This window comes from Kribbella sp. CA-245084, from assembly GCF_050942355.1.
Classification (GTDB): domain Bacteria; phylum Actinomycetota; class Actinomycetes; order Propionibacteriales; family Kribbellaceae; genus Kribbella.
On record NZ_CP192053.1, the window covers coordinates 6,576,504 to 6,594,710 of the forward strand.

19 protein-coding genes are annotated in these 18,207 nt (G+C 68.4%); 2 read left to right on the forward strand and 17 right to left on the reverse strand.

The genetic code is table 11. The features are described 5' to 3' along the window. Positions 1-770: 770 nt before the first annotated feature. The 3 genes from ACQPYH_RS31260 to ACQPYH_RS31270 all read right to left on the reverse strand — a co-directional run bounded on the left by ACQPYH_RS31260 (position 771) and on the right by ACQPYH_RS31270 (position 3,461). Entirely contained in the window at positions 771-1,580 is an 810-nt protein-coding gene (locus ACQPYH_RS31260) for an NAD-dependent epimerase/dehydratase family protein (protein WP_432878591.1), read from the reverse strand. Between the two features lie 133 nt (positions 1,581-1,713). Further along, positions 1,714-2,661, reverse strand: coding sequence for an electron transfer flavoprotein subunit alpha/FixB family protein (locus tag ACQPYH_RS31265; RefSeq protein ID WP_432878593.1), 948 nt, complete (start codon positions 2,659-2,661; stop codon positions 1,714-1,716). 17 nt (positions 2,662-2,678) lie between these two features. Next, positions 2,679-3,461: an electron transfer flavoprotein subunit beta/FixA family protein gene (locus ACQPYH_RS31270; RefSeq protein ID WP_363877887.1), complete on the reverse strand. Its 783-nt coding sequence runs from the start codon at positions 3,459-3,461 to the stop codon at positions 2,679-2,681. Between the two features lie 130 nt (positions 3,462-3,591). Between ACQPYH_RS31270 and ACQPYH_RS31275 the strand changes: the two genes are divergently transcribed. Further along, positions 3,592-4,320 carry a class I SAM-dependent methyltransferase gene (locus ACQPYH_RS31275; protein ID WP_432878596.1) on the forward strand — a complete coding sequence of 243 codons (729 nt, stop codon included), beginning with the start codon at positions 3,592-3,594 and terminating at the stop codon, positions 4,318-4,320. Here ACQPYH_RS31275 and ACQPYH_RS31280 read toward each other — a convergent pair. The 12 genes from ACQPYH_RS31280 to ACQPYH_RS31335 form a co-directional block, all read right to left on the reverse strand. After that, complete coding sequence (locus ACQPYH_RS31280) at positions 4,307-5,464, reverse strand: hypothetical protein (RefSeq protein ID WP_432878599.1); 1,158 nt, start codon at positions 5,462-5,464, stop codon at positions 4,307-4,309. The two genes, ACQPYH_RS31275 and ACQPYH_RS31280, sit on opposite strands and share 14 nt — an antisense overlap. A 1-nt stretch (position 5,465) precedes the next feature. Next, positions 5,466-6,401: an acyltransferase gene (locus ACQPYH_RS31285; protein WP_432878601.1), complete on the reverse strand. Its 936-nt coding sequence runs from the start codon at positions 6,399-6,401 to the stop codon at positions 5,466-5,468. A gap of 18 nt (positions 6,402-6,419) precedes the next feature. Further along, on the reverse strand, positions 6,420-7,373 hold the full coding sequence (locus tag ACQPYH_RS31290; RefSeq protein WP_130448927.1) for a class I SAM-dependent methyltransferase: 954 nt from the start codon (positions 7,371-7,373) through the stop codon (positions 6,420-6,422). After that, positions 7,373-8,152: an enoyl-CoA hydratase/isomerase family protein gene (locus tag ACQPYH_RS31295; protein WP_432878604.1), complete on the reverse strand. Its 780-nt coding sequence runs from the start codon at positions 8,150-8,152 to the stop codon at positions 7,373-7,375. The genes ACQPYH_RS31290 and ACQPYH_RS31295 overlap by 1 nt, the downstream gene beginning before the upstream one ends. Before the next feature lie 88 nt (positions 8,153-8,240). Further along, on the reverse strand, positions 8,241-8,918 hold the full coding sequence (locus ACQPYH_RS31300) for a 4-carboxy-4-hydroxy-2-oxoadipate aldolase/oxaloacetate decarboxylase (protein WP_432878607.1): 678 nt from the start codon (positions 8,916-8,918) through the stop codon (positions 8,241-8,243). Further along, complete coding sequence (locus tag ACQPYH_RS31305) at positions 8,908-9,918, reverse strand: amidohydrolase family protein (RefSeq protein ID WP_432878610.1); 1,011 nt, start codon at positions 9,916-9,918, stop codon at positions 8,908-8,910. The genes ACQPYH_RS31300 and ACQPYH_RS31305 overlap by 11 nt, the downstream gene beginning before the upstream one ends. After that, entirely contained in the window at positions 9,915-10,748 is an 834-nt protein-coding gene (locus tag ACQPYH_RS31310; RefSeq protein WP_432878612.1) for an ABC transporter permease, read from the reverse strand. The genes ACQPYH_RS31305 and ACQPYH_RS31310 overlap by 4 nt, the downstream gene beginning before the upstream one ends. Then, a complete protein-coding gene (locus tag ACQPYH_RS31315; RefSeq protein WP_432878615.1) occupies positions 10,735-11,535 on the reverse strand; it encodes an ABC transporter ATP-binding protein in 801 nt (266 codons plus the stop codon). Before ACQPYH_RS31315 ends, ACQPYH_RS31310 begins: the two co-directional genes overlap by 14 nt. After that, positions 11,532-12,359 carry a hypothetical protein gene (locus ACQPYH_RS31320; protein ID WP_432878617.1) on the reverse strand — a complete coding sequence of 276 codons (828 nt, stop codon included), beginning with the start codon at positions 12,357-12,359 and terminating at the stop codon, positions 11,532-11,534. The genes ACQPYH_RS31315 and ACQPYH_RS31320 overlap by 4 nt, the downstream gene beginning before the upstream one ends. After that, entirely contained in the window at positions 12,356-13,198 is an 843-nt protein-coding gene (locus tag ACQPYH_RS31325) for an amidohydrolase family protein (protein WP_432878620.1), read from the reverse strand. Before ACQPYH_RS31325 ends, ACQPYH_RS31320 begins: the two co-directional genes overlap by 4 nt. After that, a complete protein-coding gene (locus tag ACQPYH_RS31330; protein WP_432878623.1) occupies positions 13,198-14,142 on the reverse strand; it encodes an ABC transporter substrate-binding protein in 945 nt (314 codons plus the stop codon). Before ACQPYH_RS31330 ends, ACQPYH_RS31325 begins: the two co-directional genes overlap by 1 nt. Beyond that, the gene (locus ACQPYH_RS31335) at positions 14,139-15,164 is read right to left on the reverse strand and encodes an ABC transporter substrate-binding protein (protein WP_432878626.1); all 1,026 of its coding nucleotides are present in this window, start codon (positions 15,162-15,164) and stop codon (positions 14,139-14,141) included. The genes ACQPYH_RS31330 and ACQPYH_RS31335 overlap by 4 nt, the downstream gene beginning before the upstream one ends. Before the next feature lie 187 nt (positions 15,165-15,351). Between ACQPYH_RS31335 and ACQPYH_RS31340 the strand changes: the two genes are divergently transcribed. After that, entirely contained in the window at positions 15,352-15,999 is a 648-nt protein-coding gene (locus tag ACQPYH_RS31340; protein ID WP_432878629.1) for a GntR family transcriptional regulator, read from the forward strand. 92 nt (positions 16,000-16,091) lie between these two features. Here the strand turns inward: ACQPYH_RS31340 and ACQPYH_RS31345 are convergent, their stop codons facing one another. Beyond that, positions 16,092-17,135 (reverse strand): Gfo/Idh/MocA family protein, encoded by a 1,044-nt coding sequence (locus tag ACQPYH_RS31345; protein WP_432878631.1) that lies wholly within the window; start codon positions 17,133-17,135, stop codon positions 16,092-16,094. Continuing rightward, positions 17,132-18,154, reverse strand: coding sequence for a Gfo/Idh/MocA family protein (locus tag ACQPYH_RS31350; RefSeq protein WP_432878634.1), 1,023 nt, complete (start codon positions 18,152-18,154; stop codon positions 17,132-17,134). Before ACQPYH_RS31350 ends, ACQPYH_RS31345 begins: the two co-directional genes overlap by 4 nt. Between the last annotated feature and the right edge of the window lie 53 nt (positions 18,155-18,207).

Genomic DNA, 18,207 nt, shown 5'->3' on the forward strand with positions numbered 1-18,207 from the left:
GGCTGGCCGGCTGCCCCTCGCCGTACCGGCTGGGCGTGGTTGGACCGGCTGGACCCAATGCCGTTCAGTTAGCGGAGCCGCCCGACTGTCGCACCCACGCCACACCCCGCGGATGGACTTGGCCTGCCGCCTCCGGTGGCTCCACAAAGTTGGGCAGGATGCGGGATCGGATGGTCTCGCCGGCGGCTTTTTGCGCCGCTGGCGTGCTGTAAGCGGTCAGCGGCTCAATAACCCGCCACTGGCCGCCGAACGCACTCCGACCCGCGCCGCCGAACCGAGGCGGCAACCCCTGCGCGGTGCCTTAGTGTCGACCGCCGTGCAGCACCGGTCCACGCCAGGCGACTTCCTTTAACTGAACGGCATTGCGGCTGGACAGGCAGCCCCCTAGCACCCGGCCGCACCCGCTGGCCACGGCTGCGCTCGGCTTGACCCGCCGGACCCCCCGGACCCGCCGGACCCGCCGGACCCGCCGGACCCGCCGGACCCGCCGGACCCGCCGGACCCGCCGGACCCGCCGGACCGGCTGGACCGGCTGGACCGGCTGCACCGGCTGCACCCGGCTAGCTGTCCTGCCTGGGCAGTACAGCTAGCCCTCGCAGCACCCGGCTACCCGCGGCTGCACCCGGCTGGCCCCTCGCTGGACCGGCTGGACCCGTTCGACCGGCTGCACCCGGCTGCCCCCGCAGCACCCGGCTAGACCGGCCGCGTCGGCCGCGTCGGCCGGGTCGGCTGGGTCGGCCGGGTCGGCCGGGTCGGCTGGGTCCGCTCGGTTAGTGGGTGCGCCAGGTGGATTGGTGGGTCCAGTGGATGAGGTTGGCGGCTTGGGAGGTGTTGAAGAGGGAGGCGGTGCCGGTTAGGGCGGTGTGGAGCTTGGTGTTTGGGGAGTGCTGGGCTAGCAGGTCTGCGGTGGGCTCGGGGCGGCCGGTGTCTTCGGCTGCGATGACGAGGGTGGCGAAGCGGTTGTGGGTGCGGGGTTGGAGGGAGAGGGTGCAGGCGCGGGCTGCCTCGTGTAGGTCGACGTAGCCCCAGAGGTTGCGGCGGTTGTCTTCCGGCGGGGCGTCGGCGATGTACCGGCGTACCTCATCCGGTGTGAGGATCCAGTGGAAGCGCAGGGCGGTGACCTGTACTCCGCGGCGTGCGTACGTCTGGCCCATGCGTTCGAGGACGTCCTTGGTGAGCGCGTACGGGTCGACGTACCGGAGCTCGGTGTTCTCGTCGATCGGGACGTCCGGCGTGTCGATCTCCTCGGGAGACCAGGCGGTGCCGTAGATGGACCCGCTTGAGGCGAGTACCGCCGTACGGATGCCTTGCTTCCAGGCTTCTTCCAGCGCATTGAAGGTCGTGATCGTGTTGAGCTCGAACAGTCGGACCGGCTCGATGTTCACCGGGCTGGCGATGCCCGCGCAGTGCACGATCGCATCAGAACCACGCAGCGACTGGGCGACCGCCTCCCGATCCATCAGATCGACCGGGTCAGGTCCGGTGAGGTCGGCCTCGATCACCTCGTGCCCGGCGCCGATCAACTGCCGGCAGACCTCAGCGCCCAGCTTGCCCCGTGCCCCACTCACCCAGATCCGCATCTGCCGCATGCTAGCCGGACACTCCGACAGCCGGGCTCAGGCGCAGGGCTCGGCCGCGAATGCAGACGCCCGGCTCGGGAGGGGAACCGAGCCGGGCGTCCGTCGAGAGGTCAGGTTGCGAACCTCGCGGGTTTCAGGCCTTGCGCTTGGTGACTTCTTCGGTGGCGGTGGGGAGGACCTTGTGGAGGTCACCGACGACGCCGAAGTCGACCAGTTCGAAGATCGGGGCCTCGGGGTCCTTGTTGACCGCGACGATCGTCTTCGAGGTCTGCATGCCCGCGCGGTGCTGGATCGCGCCGGAGATGCCGGCCGCGACGTACAGCTGCGGGGAGACGGTCTTGCCGGTCTGGCCGACCTGGTAAGCGTGCGGATACCAACCCGAGTCCACCGCGGCACGCGACGCACCGACGGCTGCGCCGAGGGAATCCGCGAACGCCTCGACCGGACCGAAGTCACCACCGGTACCGCGGCCGCCGGACACGATGATCGCGGCCTCGGTCAGCTCCGGACGACCGGTCGCCTCCCGCGGCTTGGACTCGGTGATCCGCGCCGTCTTCGCCGCGTCGGAGATCGACACGTCGAACTCCTCAACCTCCGGCGAGGTCTCAGCGGCCTCCGGGGTTGCGGCGTTCGGCTTGACCGTGATGATCGGCGTGCCGTGGGTGATCTTGGACTTGACCGTGTAGTTGCCCGCGAACACCGACTGCGTGGTGACGGGACCTTCCTGCACGTCGACGGCGTCGGTGATCAGCCCGGACTCGAGCTTGACGGCCAGCCGGGCCGCGATCTCCTTGCCCTCGGCGTTCGACGAGATCAGGATCGCCGACGGCTCGACCTTCGCCGCGACCTGCTGCAGCGCCTCGGCCTTCGGCGCCACCAGGAACTGCGAGAGCTCCGGGCTCGACAGGGCGATCACCTTGGTCGCGCCGTACTGCCCGAGGGCCGGCAGCGCGTCCTGCACACCGTCACCGATGAAGACCGCGACGGGCTCGCCGAGGCGGCGGGCGATGGTGAGGAGCTCGGCGGTCGTCTTGCGGACCTTGCCCGCGGAGTGGTCAACCAGAACCAGAACGTTCGACATAGCTAAGACCCCGCTCCTCAGAGGAACTTGTTCGTGGACAGGAACTCGACGAGCTCGGCGGCACCGCTGCCGTCCTCGTCGGTCACGATCGTGCCGGCGCTGCGCGGCGGACGAGCGGTCACCTCGACCACCTCGGTCCACGCCGACGAGCCGCCGACCTGATCGGCAGTGAGCTCCAGATCGGCCAGCGACCAGGTCTCGACCGGCTTCTTCTTGGCCGCCATGATCCCCTTGAACGACGGGTACCGCGGCTCGTTCGCCTGGTCGGACACGGACAGGACCAACGGCAGCGTGCCCTCGATCGTCTCGCTCGCGGTGTCGCCGTCGCGGCGGATCCGGACGGTCTGCCCGTCGACGGTCACCTCCGAGCCCAGCGTCACGGCCGGCAGCCCGAGCCGCTCCGACACCATCGCCGGCACGACACCCATGCCGCCGTCGGTCGAACCCATCCCGAACACGACCAGGTCGGCCTCGAGCTTGGCCAGCGCCTTCGACAGGATCAGCGAGGTCGCGACCGCGTCCGAACCGTGGATCGCGTCGTCGACCACGTGCACGCCTGCGTCGGCGCCCATCTGCAGGCCCTTCTTCACCGCGTCAGCAGCCTGCTCCGGACCGACGGTGAGAATCGTCACCTCACCGTCCCCGGACTCCTTCACAGTGAGCGCGGTCTCGACGGCATACTCGTCCAGCTCGGACAGCAACCCGTCGACACCGGCACGATCCACCGTGTTGTCCTCGGAGCGGAAGCGGCGGTCCGCCGTGGCATCCGGCACGAACTTCGCGCAGACGACGATCTTCATAGCGTGTGGGACCCCTTCTGGTTAACGGTCTCTCCCAAGCCTGCCACGGATGTTACCCGCGAGAAACATACGTCGCGTGCGAGTCCCATCACAGTCCAAGGCACCGGTCCGACTCAGTAGTGTGGCTCAGGTGACCGAGACGTTACCGCTCACCGGCGAGAGGACCGCACCCGGGATCTGGCACGAGAACTATTGGTTCGCGCGCCACGACGCGGCCTATCGCTGGATCACGGCTCACTTGCCGATCGAGCGGACCGGCCGGATCCTCGACGCCGGCTGCGGCGAGGGCTACGGCGCGGAGCAGCTTCGCCTGGCGGGCGCGGACTCCGTGACCGGTCTCGACTATGAACATACGACGTTGCGCCACGTCCGCCGGGTTTATCCACAGACCAATGTCGTGCGCGGCAATCTCGTCCAGACGCCCTTCGCGGACAGCGCGTTCGGATTCGTCAGCTCGATGCAGACGATCGAGCACCTGTGGGAGCAGCCGCGGTTCATCGCCGAGTGCGCGCGCATTCTCGCGCCGGGCGGGACCGTCGTCCTGAGTACGCCGAACCGCCTGACCTTTCCGAGCGGGAACTGGTACCACACGCGCGAGCTGACAGCCGCCGAGTTCATCGAACTGCTCGAGCCGTACTTCGACATCACGCACGCGCTCGGACTCCACCACGGCGAACGCCTGACGTCGTGGGAGACGCAGTACGGCTCATGCGTCGACGCTCAGCTCGCCGCCGAGCACGACCAGTGGGACGACGAACTGGCCGCGCTCGTGCGGAGTACGACGTACGAGGACTTCGAGATTCGCCCCGGTCAGCTGGACGAATCTCTCGATCTCATCCTCGTGGCTACGGGCGGATGATCCGCTCGACGATCTTTCCGGCGATCAGGTAGACCAGCGCCGCGATACCCCAGTTGACGAGCAGGGTGTTCTTCGCGGTCTCGAGCCGGAACAGATCCTTGAACGGGCCGACCAGATCGTGACCGCGCTCGAGGATCCAGCGCACGATCTCGTTGCTCTGGTTGGTCTGGTCCAGCGCGGTGAACAGTGCGCCGAGCGCCAGTACGGCGGCCGCGAGCACCGCGATCAGCCAGATCAGCGAGGCGATCAGGTTGCGCAGCTTCCGCACACCGGATCCGACCGACGACAGCGCCTGCTTGCCCTTGCCGGAGCCCGACGATCCCGATGCACCACCCCGAGCCGTCGGCGGTTTGTTGCCTGAGGCACCAGTCGGGCCGGAGGTCTTGCCACCCGGCTTGCCCGCAGCGGCCGCCGCGCCGGTCACACCGGTCGCAGCACCAGCGGTCGCAGCAGCGTCCTTGGTCACGGCCGGCTGATCGGGTGCGGCATCCTCCGAGTCCGCCGCACCCGACGACGCATCGGCCGCCGCCTTCTCCCGCGCACGCTGCTCCGCCACGATCTCCGCCGCGGTCTTCGGCCGGGCCGTCTTCGTCGCGGTAGCCGTACCCGCGCCGCTCGAAGCGGCCGCGTCAGTCGCCGCAGCGGCATCCTTGTCCGGCATCACGTCCGCCTTGGCGGCCGTGCCCTTCTCGTCCTGCGTACCCACGTCATCCATCTCCTCAGCCGGGGTCCGTTCCTCGTCCGTGGCCACCGAGCCCACGCTGTCCGCCTTGTCGACCGTCTCGACAACTGCCTCGGTCGCTGCAGCCGGCGGTCTCCTACGCCGACTGACCGGAACCGGGCGCGGCGACAACCGGCGGCGGGCACCCGCTACCGGAGCCGGCGCCGCTGTGCTGCCGTCTGCTGCCTGTGCTTCCGAGCTCATACTTGCGTTCACGCCCATGTCTGGTTCGTTTGTTTCAAGCACTGGTTCCAACGTAGCGCTACCGACGGCTGCCGTCCCGGCAAGGAGCGGCTCGGCGACGATCGGCACCGGGTCGACCGCGCGCGTCCTGGCCTGCGTGATCGAGCCGTCGGCCGCAGCCTGGTCGAGCAACGATCGCGCCGCCGGATCGGCCGGATCGATCGCAGCCGGATCCGCCACGCTACTTCTCCTCTCCGACGCTCAACCGGTCAGTCAGGCGATCACCGGCGTCCGACCGGACGTGGGGGCCATAGTGCCCGACTGGTGAGTAACTTGAGAACCCCTCGCGGTCCTCTTTTTCACCATCTGCTTCTACCTCATCACCACCCGCATCCCCTTCATCGACGCTCCGGGGAACCGCAGGCGACTTCTCGGAGCCTGCCGGAACAGCCTCCTCCGCAGTCCTCACGGGCTCGGGCGGCGGGGCCGCGGTGGGTACGACGCCGGCGTGGAGCCGGGCGGTGGTCTTGTCGTTGGCATCGGTCAGCCCGGCCAAGTATTTGCGGCGTTCGGCGTTGTCCGTGTAGCGGGCGGCGCGATCGGCGAGGACGACCGCGGGCAGGCCTGCGGCCACGGAGTACGCCGGGATGTTGCCTCGGGCAACGCTATTGGCGCCGATGACCACCCCGCGGCCGATGTCGGCACCGCGCGTGACCGTCACCTTCGTGGCCAGCCAGCAGTCCGGGCCGATGCGGACCGGGGACTTCACCAGGCCCTGGTCCTTGATCGGCAGGTCGAGGTCCTCGGTCTTGTGGTCGAAGTCGCAGATGTAGGTCCAGTCCGCGATCAGCGTCGACGCACCGATCTCGATGTCCAGGTAGCAGTTGACGGTCACGTCGCGGGCGAACACGACCTTGTCGCCGATCCGCAACGTCCCCTCGTGCGCCCGCAACCGGGTCTCGTCACCGAGATGCACCCACTTGCCGAGGACGATCCGGCCGTGACCGCGCCGCGCCACGATCTCCAGATGCTTGCCCAGGAAAACGAAACCCTCGGTGATCACCTGCGGGTGGCGCAGCTTGAACCAGGCGAACCGCCAGTAGCGCTTGAGGTAGTACGGCGTCCACGCCCGGTGGCGCACCACCCAGCGCAGATTCGCCACGGACAGCAACCGCATCAACACACCCTACTGCTCCTACTGGGCGGAAGGCGCCACACCAGTGATCGAGACGTTGTAGTACAGCTCGTCCGGCACGACGGTCGACAGCACCTTGTCCACCTTCGACAGCTGCAGCCACGACTTGTACGCGAACATCCGCCAGCCGAACCCGAGCTTCTGCTCCGGTACGGCGGCCTCGAACGTCCGGATCGGCCACCCGACCCACGCGGCCAGCAGCTCCTCGGTGACGGTGCGAACCTGCGAGGCACCCGCCCGGGTCGCCATCCGCGCCAGCGTGTCCGGGTCGAACGTGTGCAGATCGACGACCGCCTCGAGCGCAGCGGCCCGCGAGGACTCGTCCAGCTCGGACTGCGGTCGCCGCCAGTGCGCGAGCGCGGGGAGCTTGGTCACGTTCGTTGTCGCCCACCACGTGAAGCGGGACAGTCGCCGGGCAACGAAATCGCCGTACCGCGTGGGCTCGCCGCAGATCACGAACCGGCCGCCCGGCTTGAGCACGCGCAGCATCTCGCGGAACGCCAGCTCGACGTCCGGGATGTGGTGGATGACCGCGTGCCCGATGACCAGGTCGAACGTGTCGTCGTCGTACGGCAGCTTCTCCGCGTCCGCGACCCGGCCCTCGATCGCGAACCCGAGCGTCTTCGCGTTCTTCTTCGCCGCCTCCACCATGCCCGGCGAGAGGTCGGTGACGTGTGCCTCGTCCAGTACGCCGGCCAGCTTCAGGTTCAACGTGAAGAAGCCCGTACCGGCGCCGATCTCGAGCGACTTCCCGTACGGCCAGCCGCGCGAACCAGCCACCGCGGCGAAGCGGTCCCGGGCGTAGTCGACGCAGCGTTCGTCGTACGAGATCGACCACTTCTCGTCGTACGTCGACGCTTCCCAGTCGTGGTAGAGCACCTGGGCGAGCTTGTTGTCGTTCCAGGCCGCCTCGATGTCCTCGGCGGACGCGGCGGGCTTCGAAGTAGCAGACATCACTTTCCCTTGAACTCAGCTTTGCCAGGACCGTTCTCGACGAACGACTTCATGCCGATCGAGCGGTCCTCGGTGGCGAACAGCGCGGCGAACTGCTGCCGCTCGATCTCCAGCCCGGTGGTCAGGTCGACGCCCAGCCCGGAGTCGATCGACTCCTTGGCCGCACGCAGTGCCATCGCCGCGCCGCGCGAGAACTGCGAGGCCCAGGCAACGGCCGCGTCGTACACCTCGGCGGCGGCAACGACCTTGTCGACCAGACCGATCCCGAGGGCCTCATAAGCGTCGACGAAGCGACCGGAGAAGATCAGGTCCTTGGCCTTGGACGGGCCGACCAGGCGGGACAGGCGCTGCGTGCCACCGGCGCCCGGGATGATGCCGAGCAGGATCTCCGGCTGGCCGAGCTTGGCGTCGTCCGCGGCGATCCGGTAGTCGGCGCAGAGCGCGAGCTCGCAGCCGCCGCCCAGCGCATAACCGGTGATCGCGGCAACGGTCGGCTTCGGGATCGCGGCGATGGCGGACAGCGACGATTGCAACGGACCGGAGCGCTTGGCCATGTCGGCGTACGACATGTCGGCCATCTCCTTGATGTCCGCGCCGGCCGCGAACACCCGCTCGCCGCCGTAGATGACGACAGCACGTACGTCGTCGTCCTCGGCGGCCGCGGTGGCGGCGGCCCGGATCTCCTCCTGGACCTGGACGTTCAGTGCGTTCATCTTCGGCCGATCCAGCCGGATCGTGCCAACCCCATCACTCACGGTCAGGTTGACGAACTCGCCCATACTCCAAGCTCCTTCGCTCCGCTACTACCCATGGGTCACATCCCCGGGAACCGTACCGGACCGCAGCAAGCAGGAGGTACCCCGGGCGTCAGGAGTAGGTGACGCCCAAGCGTTCCAGGAGCGGCCGCAGGTTGCTGACGTCCAGGCTGAGCTCACCGGCCTGGAAGCGGGCCCGGTTGGCGGCTTCCCGCTCCTCCCGCAGCCGCGCGGCCTCGACCACGTCCGCGACCTCAGCCGCCGGGATCACCATCACACCGTCGTCGTCGGCAACCACCAGGTCGCCCGGGTTCACCAGAGCGCTCCCGCACGTCACCGGCACGTTGACCCATCCGGGTGTCGCCTTGACCGTCCCCGCCGCGCTGATGGCCCGAGACCAGACCGGGAACGACATGTCCCGCAGCTCACGCCGGTCTCGTACTCCGGCGTCCAGAACGACCCCTGCGATCTCCTGTGCGCGGCACTGCGTCGCCAGCAGCTCACCGAACATCCCGTGCGTCGACGGGCTCAGCGTGGCGACGACCAGCACGTCCCCCGGCTCGCACACCTCCACTGCCGCGTGCAGCATCAGGTTGTCGCCGGCGTGGTTCAGTGACGTCACCGCGGGACCACATACCCGTGTGCCGGCGACCACCGGGTGGATGTCGATCATCAGCCCACGACGCCGGCCCGCCTCATGCAATGTGGCGACGCTGTACTGCGACGCTGCCTTGACCGCCTCAGGGTCCGGCCGCTCGATCCGGCGTACGACGGTGGGGCTACTGGGCATGTGCCACTCCAAGGTGTGCCGCCGCGCGCGGGAACAGCCGCAGCGCGTTGCCGGACAGGATCTTCGTCAAGTCGTCGTCACTGAGCTCCAGGCCGCGTACGTCGTCCAGGATGTCGTCGAAGAACCGCCCGGTCTCCGCGTCCCGCGTCTTCGCCGTACCGAACATCTCGGAGCCGAACAGCACGTTGTCCGCGCCGATCTTGCGGACCAGCATCGCCAGCGAGTCGGCGTCGTACACGGCCGTGTCGAAGTACAGGTTGCGCACCGCCTCTTCGAAGGGCGGCAGGGACTCGGCCACATGCAGTGCGCGGCTCCGGTTGAAGTGGAACGGCACTCCCCCGCCGCCGTGGGGAACGATCAACCGCAGTTCGGGAAAGTCCGTGAAGACCGAGGACGAGCACAGCTCCACCACCGCGGCATAGTGCTGGGCGATGTAGTGCGAGCCGTTCAGGTGCATGGCCGGGTTCCGCGTCGAGCTGGCGTGAACCATGCCCGGTACGTCGAGCTCGACCATCGCCTCCCACAGCGGGTACCACCACCGGTCCCCCAGCGACGGCGTGAACGGCTGCAGTCCACCGGACACGTCCGGGTTGATCAGACAGCCGACAAAACCCGACGAGACGGTACGGCGCAACTCGGCAACCACACCGTCCAGCCCGGCCCCCGGGCTCTGCGGCAGCTGCGCGACCGGAACGAACTGCCCCGGGTAGAGATCGGCCACCCGTGCGATCAGGTCGTTGTTGATCTCGGTCCAGTGCCGGCTGATGGTTTCGTCGCCGACGTCGTGCCCCATCGCCGACGCCCGCGGTGAGAAGAACACCGCGTCGATGCCGCGTGCCGCCATCTGCTCCAGATGCCCGGCCAGCGACGACCGGATCTGGTCGTCGGAGACCGTCAGCGAACCCTTCAGCGGCTTGTTCTGCAACGCCATCTGGCGGCCTCGGTACGCGTTCAGCGCCGCCGGCGCCGTCGTGTAGTGGCCGTGGGCATCGATGATCACCGCTCGGTCTCCTTCCACGGCGCGATCCGCGCCTCTGCCTGCCGCAGTGCCGCGGTCAGTGCCACGCCCAGCACCATCAGCACGAGCACCGGGACGAGCATCGATGCGGTGTCGAACTGGTTGCCGTACTTCACCACCAGCGCACCCAGACCGGTGATCGCGGTGAAGAACTCGGCGACCACCATGCCGATGATTGCGCGCCCGACCCCGAGCCGCAGACCGGTCATCGTGTATGGCAGCGACGCCGGCAGGATCACCTTGGTGAACACCTGCCACTCGCTCGCCGCGAAGCCGGTGCCGACGTCGATCAGCGCCGGGGGCACGTTGCGCACGCCACTGGCAGTGTTGATCAGGACCGGGAAGATCGCGAGCAGCACGACCACGAACAGCTTCGCGCTGAAGCCCAGTCCGAACCACAGGATCACCAGCGGTACGACGGCCACCAGGGGCGTCGCGTAGAGCGCGTTGACGAGCCAGTCCGTCGCAACCTCGACGGTCTTGTACCGGCCGATCACCAGACCCAGGACAACACCGAGTACGGCGGCGATCGCGAAGCCCAGCGCCAGCGTGCTCAGACTGCTCAGCAAGGCCTTCGGCAGCTCACCGGTCTTGGTCAGCTGCACCGCTGCCCGCACCACAGCTGTCGGGTACGACATGAACAGCGGGTTGATCTGCCGCCCGACCAGCTCCCACGCGCCCAGCACCACCAGGATGGCGACGAGTCGGATCAGCCGGTACTTGCGGCGTGCCTTGCCTGCGTGGTCCACGGCCGGCTCCTCATCGGTCACGGCCGCCACCTCAGCCCGCGGCTGCACTTCAGTCCTGGACACGTTCGCTCCCTGGGTTCGTCGAGCGGATCAGCTGCCAGACCTGGCTGCGCAACTCCTGGAACTCCGGCAGTCCGCGGAGCTCGGTCAGCTCACCACGCGGCCGCTCGAAGGGGACATCGATGATCTGCTTCACGCGACCCGGATTGGCCGCCAGCACAACCACCCGGTCGCTCAGGTAGAGCGCCTCGTCCAGGTCGTGCGTCACGAACAGCACTGTCTTCCTCGTCTCGCCATGGACCCGCAGCAACTCCTTCTGCAACACCTCACGGGTCTGCGCGTCCAGCGCACTGAACGGCTCGTCCATCAGCAGTACGGCGGGATCGATCGCCAGCGCACGGGCCAGACCGATCCGCTGCTGCATGCCACCGGACATCTGGTGCGGGTAGTGGTCGGCGAATCCGCTGAGTCCGACCAGCTCGAGCAGTTCGCCCGCCCGTGCAGCCCGCTGCGTCCGCGAGAGCCCTTGCAGCTCGAGTCCGAACTCCACATTGCGCCGCGCGGTCCGCCATGGCAGCAGATTCGCCTGCTGGAACACCAGTCCGCGGTCGCGGCCCGGCCCTGCCACGGCATTGCCGTCGACAACGACCTGTCCGGCGTCAGCGCCCAGGAGGCCCTGGATGATCCGCAGTACGGTCGTCTTTCCGCAGCCGCTCTCACCGATCAGGCTGACGAACTCGCCCTCGCCGACTCCGAACGACAGGCCGCGCAGCACGGTGTGTGCCTTGCGGTTGGTCTGGAAGGTCTTGCTCAGTCCTTCGACGCGCAACTTCTCCGGAGCGTCGATCATGATGCGGCTCCTCTCGGTGTGAACAGGTCGTCCACCGGCAGCCGGTTCGGTACCAGTCCCTGCTCGTAGGCGTAGCGGGTGATGAGTTCGAGTGCCGGCCGGTTGGCCTCGAGGCCGATCGGAGTCATGTCGATCGCTCCGGTCTCGGCGTGCTGCTTGGCCTCGACGAACAGCTGGGTCAGTTCCTCGCGGCGGTCGGCGTGCTCCTCGCGGATCACCACCATGTGGTTGATCGGTACGGCGTGGGTGCGCTCGTACCAGCTGCGCGCAGCCGCCTTCGCATCCGGGATCAGCGGCCGCAGCCTCGGGTCGTCCGGCAGGTCGTTGCCCATGATCACGGCGTCCAGCTCGCCGGCGTGCAGCAGGTCGACGAGCTTGGACCCGTCCGGAGCGCGCTCGACGGCAGGCGGGTCGACGTACTCGGTCAGGTGGCCGTCCTCGATGCTGACCCACTGCACTTTGTCGAGCGGTACGCCGTACTCGTCGGCGAGGATGCCGCGCAGCCAGACACCAGTGGTCTGGGCATACGTGCGGACGCCGATGCGCTTGCCGGCCAGGTCGCTCACGTCGAGCGGGTCGTCCGCGCGGCACACGATGTGGTCGTGCTGGAACCGCGAGCGCAGTACGACGGGCAACAGGAGCAGCGGCTTCCCCTCGGCGCGGGCCTGCAGGTAGGTGACGATCGCCATCTCGCACACGTCGTACGCCTGCTCGCGGACCATCGCCGCGAAGGCCTTGTGTACCGGGTTCACCTCGACGAAGTCGAAGACGGCGTCTTCCTTCAGCGCGCGGACGTGCGGGTAGTCCGCCAGCACGGCTCTCACGAGACCACCGGGTAGAGAGTCGCTGCGGTGCCGTGGAAGATCTGCTCCTGTGCGGCAGCCGGCAGGAACGCGAGGATGTCCCGGCTCCGCTTGTGCAGTGTCGGCAGGTCGTCCTCGGCGGCCGGGTAGTTCGAGCCCCACATCAACCGCTCCGCGCCGAACTCGGTGAGCAGCTTGCGCAGGAACGTGCCCGGGTCGGCCGGCTCCTTCGTCGACGACACCAGCGTCCGCTCGGTCAGCTTGAGGTACACACCGGCGTACTGCCCCAACTCGAACAGCGGCCGCGCTGCGTCGTACGGCGCGCCTCCGCTGAGGTCCGGCCGCGCGGCGTGGTCCAGCAGCACCTTCACACCGGGGAAGCGATCCAGCAGCTCGCGGAGCGCGGGGATGCCCTCGCTCCGCATCTGCAGACACAAGGAGAGGTTGTTCTGCTCCGCCCATGCCCACGCGGTGTGCAGACGTGGGTCAGACAGCCAGGAGGCCTGGCCGGGCATCGTGCTGCCGGTGGTGAACAGCCGGGCGCCCTGCAGTCCGCGAGACACCCAGTGCGCCAACTGCTCGGATGCATCCGGCGCCAGCATGTCGACGGAGAACACTCCGGCGAAGCGGTCCGGGTGCTGCTCGACCGAGTCGGCGACGTAGCTGTTGTCGTGGCCGTAGGCGGTGGAGGCCTGCACGACGACGGCGCGGTCGATCCCGGCCTGGTCCATGGCGGCGAGCAGTTCCTTCGCGCCGACGGGTCGCTGCTGCGACCAGGCCGACTCCACGCCGCCCAGCGGGTTGCGCGGGTAGCGGTCCCGGTCGACCGCGATCACATGGCAGTGCGCGTCGATTGTCATCAGGATTCCTTCAACTCGGGGAAGAACCGGTCCAGGGGAACGTCCGACGGGACGAGGCCCTGGCGGCGGGAGTAGTCGACAAGTGCGCCGATCGAGGCCTGGTTGGCGTCGAGGCCGTACGGGAGCGGGTCGCCGACGATCTCCGCCAGGCGTTGGTAGCGAAGATCCTCACGCGTACTCGCGGCCGGACCGCCGAGCCGGCGCAGGTACCTCGATCGGCTGTCCTCGAAGGCCTGCACGAGTTCGCCGGCAAGCCATGGGTGGTCGGACAGCAGCTGTTCGCGGACCACGACAACGCCGTGGATCGGGTAGATGCCGGTCCGCCCGTACCAGTCCGCCGACAGGCCCTCCGCATCGTCGAGCAGTTCGCGGTAGCCGGACGCCAGCGTCACCTTGGGATCGCCGACGCCCGCACCACGGGTGAAGGCTGCATCCACCTCGCCCTGCTGGAACAGGTCGAGCAGCTTCGGTCCGGGCCGGTGCACGTTCGGAGGCAGCGTCAACGACTCCACATGCTCGTCGTCGTCGACGATCCACTCGACCTTGGCGGAGTCGACGCCGTACTCGTCCTCGAGCACGCCACGGGTCCAGACCGCGCTCGTCACGGAGTACGCCCGTACTCCGACGCGCCGGCCGTGCAGATCGGTCGGCTGGGCGATCCCTGAGCCGTTGCGGATCACCAGCCCCTCATGGTGGAAGCGCCGGCTCAGGAAGACCGGCAGAGCGACGTACGGCGCTCCGAGCGCCCGCGCGATCAGGTACGTCGTCGGCGCCAGCTCGCACACGTCGAACTCGACCGACCGGACCATCCGCCGGTACGCCGTGATCATCGACGCGAACTCCACCGGCTGGAGACGGCAGCCGTTCACCAGGACGCGGCCGTTCAGCAGGTCTTCGGTGTGGCCGTAGCGGCCGAGGGCGACCCGCAGCTCGAGGTCGTTCACAGCATCTTCACCGCGTCCGCCGCCAGCGACATGTCGGCGACCTGGTCGTACGGGAGCACCTTCTTCTGCACACCCTGGGAGACGTTCAGCTCCTGCATGTACTGCAGCCGCTTCTCGTCGAGTGTCAGGTCGACGGCGTACGCACCAGGCTGCTGCGCGAACGTCCACAGCGATCCGGCTTCCTTGGCGTCGCTGCTCGGCACCGCCTTCTGGTACGCCTTCAGGTAGGCGTCCTTGGAGTCCGGCGAGGAGATGTAGCGGAACAGCTTGGCGTACGCCGCCAGCGTCTTCACCAGCACGTCCCGGCGCTTCGAGATCGCCGTGTCGGACGTGTAGGCGCCCTGGTAGGTGTACTCCGGGAGCTCCTTCCACAGCTCGGCCACCGCGTGCACGCCGTACTTGTCCTGCTCGTCGTAGACGTCGACCAGGGACGGGCCCGCATCGACCTTGCCGGCAGAGATCGCCTTGAACACGTCGGCGCTGGAGCCGATGTTGACGAACTTCACCTGCTCGGGCTTGATGCTGTACTTGCCGAGGTACGCGACCATGATCTGGTGCAGCAGCGCGCCGACCGGACCGGTGCCGATCGTCTTGCCGACCAGGTCCTCGGGTGACTTGATGCTGTCGGACTTCGCGTAGACGGCATGCGCCAGCAGCAGTCCGGAGCCGGAGACCACCTTGAGCTTGGCGCCCTTCTCGATCGCCGGCAGCACCTGGCCGAAGCCGGAGAGCAGGGTGATGTCGTTGCTGCCGTTGAGCAGGCTGGCGATCAGCTTGGAGCCGTCGGAGACGTTCTGGGTCTTGGCGGTCAGATCAACCGCGCCGAAGTAGTTCTGGGTCTGCATCAGCTGCTGCAGCACCAGCGTGCTGTTCGAGCCGGTGTTGACGACCGTGACGGACTTGCCGTCGCCGGCTGCGGCTGAGCCGCCGTTCGGGCCGCAACCGGTCAGACCGGCCACGGACGCCAGCGCGCCCAGTTTCAGCACGGTCCGGCGGGAGGGAAGGGCGAGAAGCTCGGACATGGTCGTTCTCTCCGATGGTCGGGAAGAGCCAGGTGAGCCCCGGGACGAGGGCCGATGATTGGGGAGCCTAGAATTCTGTTGACAAAAATGTCAACATTTTCGTCTACACTTTCTTCCAGTGGTCGGAACCGATCACACTGGGTGCAGCGAGCAGACGGGAGGGATCACCATCAGCGAGGAAAAAACCATGATCCGCACCGGCATGGCCGGGCAGGAGTACGTGCGGGACGCGGTCCGTGAGGACATCGCGTCCGGCCGTCTGGCGCCCGGTCAGCGACTGGTCGAGGCGGACCTGGCGGAGCAGTACGGCGTGGTGCGCAGCGGAGTCCGCGCGGCCTTGCTCGACCTGTCGGCGGAGGGACTGGTCGAGCGGATCCCGCAGCGCGGGTCACGGGTGCGGACGCTGTCGCTGGAAGAGGCGATCGAGGTCACCGAGGCCCGGATGGTGCTGGAGTCGCTGTGCGCGGCCAAGGCCGCGGCGCGGATCACCGAGCGCGGCATCGTCGACCTGAGGGCACTGGGCGACCGGATGGCCGCCGCGGTCGCCGACGGGGACGACCTGGGGTACGCGGAGTTGGACGACGCGCTGCACCGGCTGATCCGGGAGCTGAGCGGTCAGCAGACCGCGACCACGATCATCGAGCGGCTGCGGGTGCTGAACATCCGGCATCACTTCCGGATGACCCGGCTCCCCCGCCGGGCGCAGACCTCGCTCGAAGCGCACCTGCGCATCATCAACGCGATCGCCGACCGCGATCCGGACGCCGCCGGCGCCGCGATGACCGAGCACCTCAGCGACGTCATCGACCACCTGGCTGCCGCCAAACACTCCTGAAGCAACACAGGGCAATCCGCCGGCCGGCCGGGGCCCGGGTCGCCCCGGGCGGGCAGGCCCGGGGCAACTGCGCGGGCGTCGGCCCGCGTGGACTACACGTCGACCGCTTGGCCCGACGCCGCAGAGCGGCGGGCGGCGTCGACGATCTTCAGCGTACGGAGACCGACTGCGCCGTCCGGCTGCGGCACTGCGGCCGGCGACTGGCCCGCGACGGCGGGACCGCTGGTGCGGACCGCGTCCAGGAAGGTGTCGACCATGGCCGCGTCGAGGTTGCCGCCGATGCCCAGGAACACCTCACCATTGGCGTCCGTGCCGCCCACGTGCGGGCGGAACGGCTCGATCTCGACCGAGCCGTTGGTGCCGGTCACCTGCAGCGAGACACCGCCCCAGGTCGGACCGTTGTCCGGGACGCTCCAGGAGAAGTCGATGGTTGCCATCAGCCCGTTGTCGTAGTTGATCGTCACCAGACCGCCGGTCTCCACCTCCACCCCCTTGTCCTGGTGCAGGATGCGGTTCGAAGCGGCGTACACGCGGGTGGCGGACGCACCGCCGGTCAGGCCGTCGATCAGGTCCGCGCAGTGCACGGTGTGGTCGACCATCGCGCCTCCACCGGCCTGCTTGGCGTCGACGAACCACTGGCGCGCGGCGTACGGGATCTTCCCGTTGTTCGTGCCCAGCACTGCGAACACGTCGCCGAGCCGACCGGCCTCGACGTTCGCCCGCAGCTGCAGGTACGACGGCGCGAACCGGACCGGGTACGCGACCATGAGGATCACGCCGGCCGCCTCGCACGCTGCGAGCATCGCCTCGCCGTCGGCGACCTCAGTGGCCAGCGGCTTCTCGCACAGAACGTGTGCACCGACAGAGGCAGCACGCTCGACCAGTGCGCGGTGGCCGGCGTTCTCGGACGTCACGATGACGGCGTCGGGTCCCCACGCGAACAGCTCGTCGTACGTGTCGACGTACGGGACACCGAACGCCTCAGCAAGAGCCGCACCGCGCGGCCCCTCGTCCGGTGCGGACGCACCGTCGGGATCAGCGGCCAGCACCTCGATGTCCGGCATCGCAGCCAGCAGATGCGCGTACGACCCGGCGTGAACATGGGCAAACGAAGCCAGAGCAACCTTCAGGGTCATGCCACTGCTCCACTCGAGACGAAGGTCTTCATGTCGATCGGCTGGCCGGACTCCATCGACGCACGCGCCGCCTCGGCCAGGTAGACGGCGGTCGCACCGTCGGATGCGAGCACCCGCGGCTCCGGTCCGCCGCGCAGCCCGATGGCCAGCTCACGCAGCTGCGTCAGGTAGGGGCTCTCCCCCAGCGTCGACGCCGGAATCAGCAGGTCACCGCCGGCACCGCCGTTCTGCAGCTCCTCCTTGTAGCCGGTGTCGGCCTCCGAGGTGAACCGCAGTACGCCGGTCGACCCCGCCACCTGGAACCCGGTCTGGAACGTCGTACCCGTCGCTCCCCAGGTCGCCCGGCAGTGGCTGATGGCGCCGGACTCGTGCGTCAGCGTCACATGCGCCGCCACGTTGACCGGGCTGATGCCGTCAAGGGTCGGCGGGTTCTGGGCCGCGTACACGGCGGTGACTTCGCCGCACAGCCAGCGTGCCTGGTCCAGGTCATGCACCATCAGGTCCATGATCACGCCGCCCGAGCGGGCCACTTCCCGGTACCAGCCGGCGCCGGCCGGCGAGGAGGCCTGCCGGTAGAACCGCGCCACCGCGACCTCACCGATCCGCCCGGCCCGGATCGCGTCGTACGCCGCCTTGTACTCCGGGAAGAACCGGACCACGTGGGCCGGGTACAACCGGACACCGGCCGCGTTCGCCGCGTCGATCACCTCGTGCGCGTCGGCCGCCGTGAGCGTCAGCGGCTTCTCGCAGATCACGTTCTTGCCCGCCTTGATCGCGGCCAGCGTGATCTCCTTGTGCGTCGCCGACGGTGTGACGATATCGACGAACTCAGCCTCGGCCAGGCAGCCTTCCAGCGATGCCACGACCTCCAGCCCGTACTGCTCCGACAGCTCCTCGGCGCCCTCCAGCGAGTGGACCAGGACCCGGGCCCCGAGGGCCTTCCACGCGGCCACGTGCACGTGGCTGATGTTGCCCGCGCCGATCAGACCGACGGTCAGACCGGCAAGCTCTTCCGACATGAGATCCCCTACAACCCTGTGGGTAAATTAGTAACGATCCTTGCGTATCACTG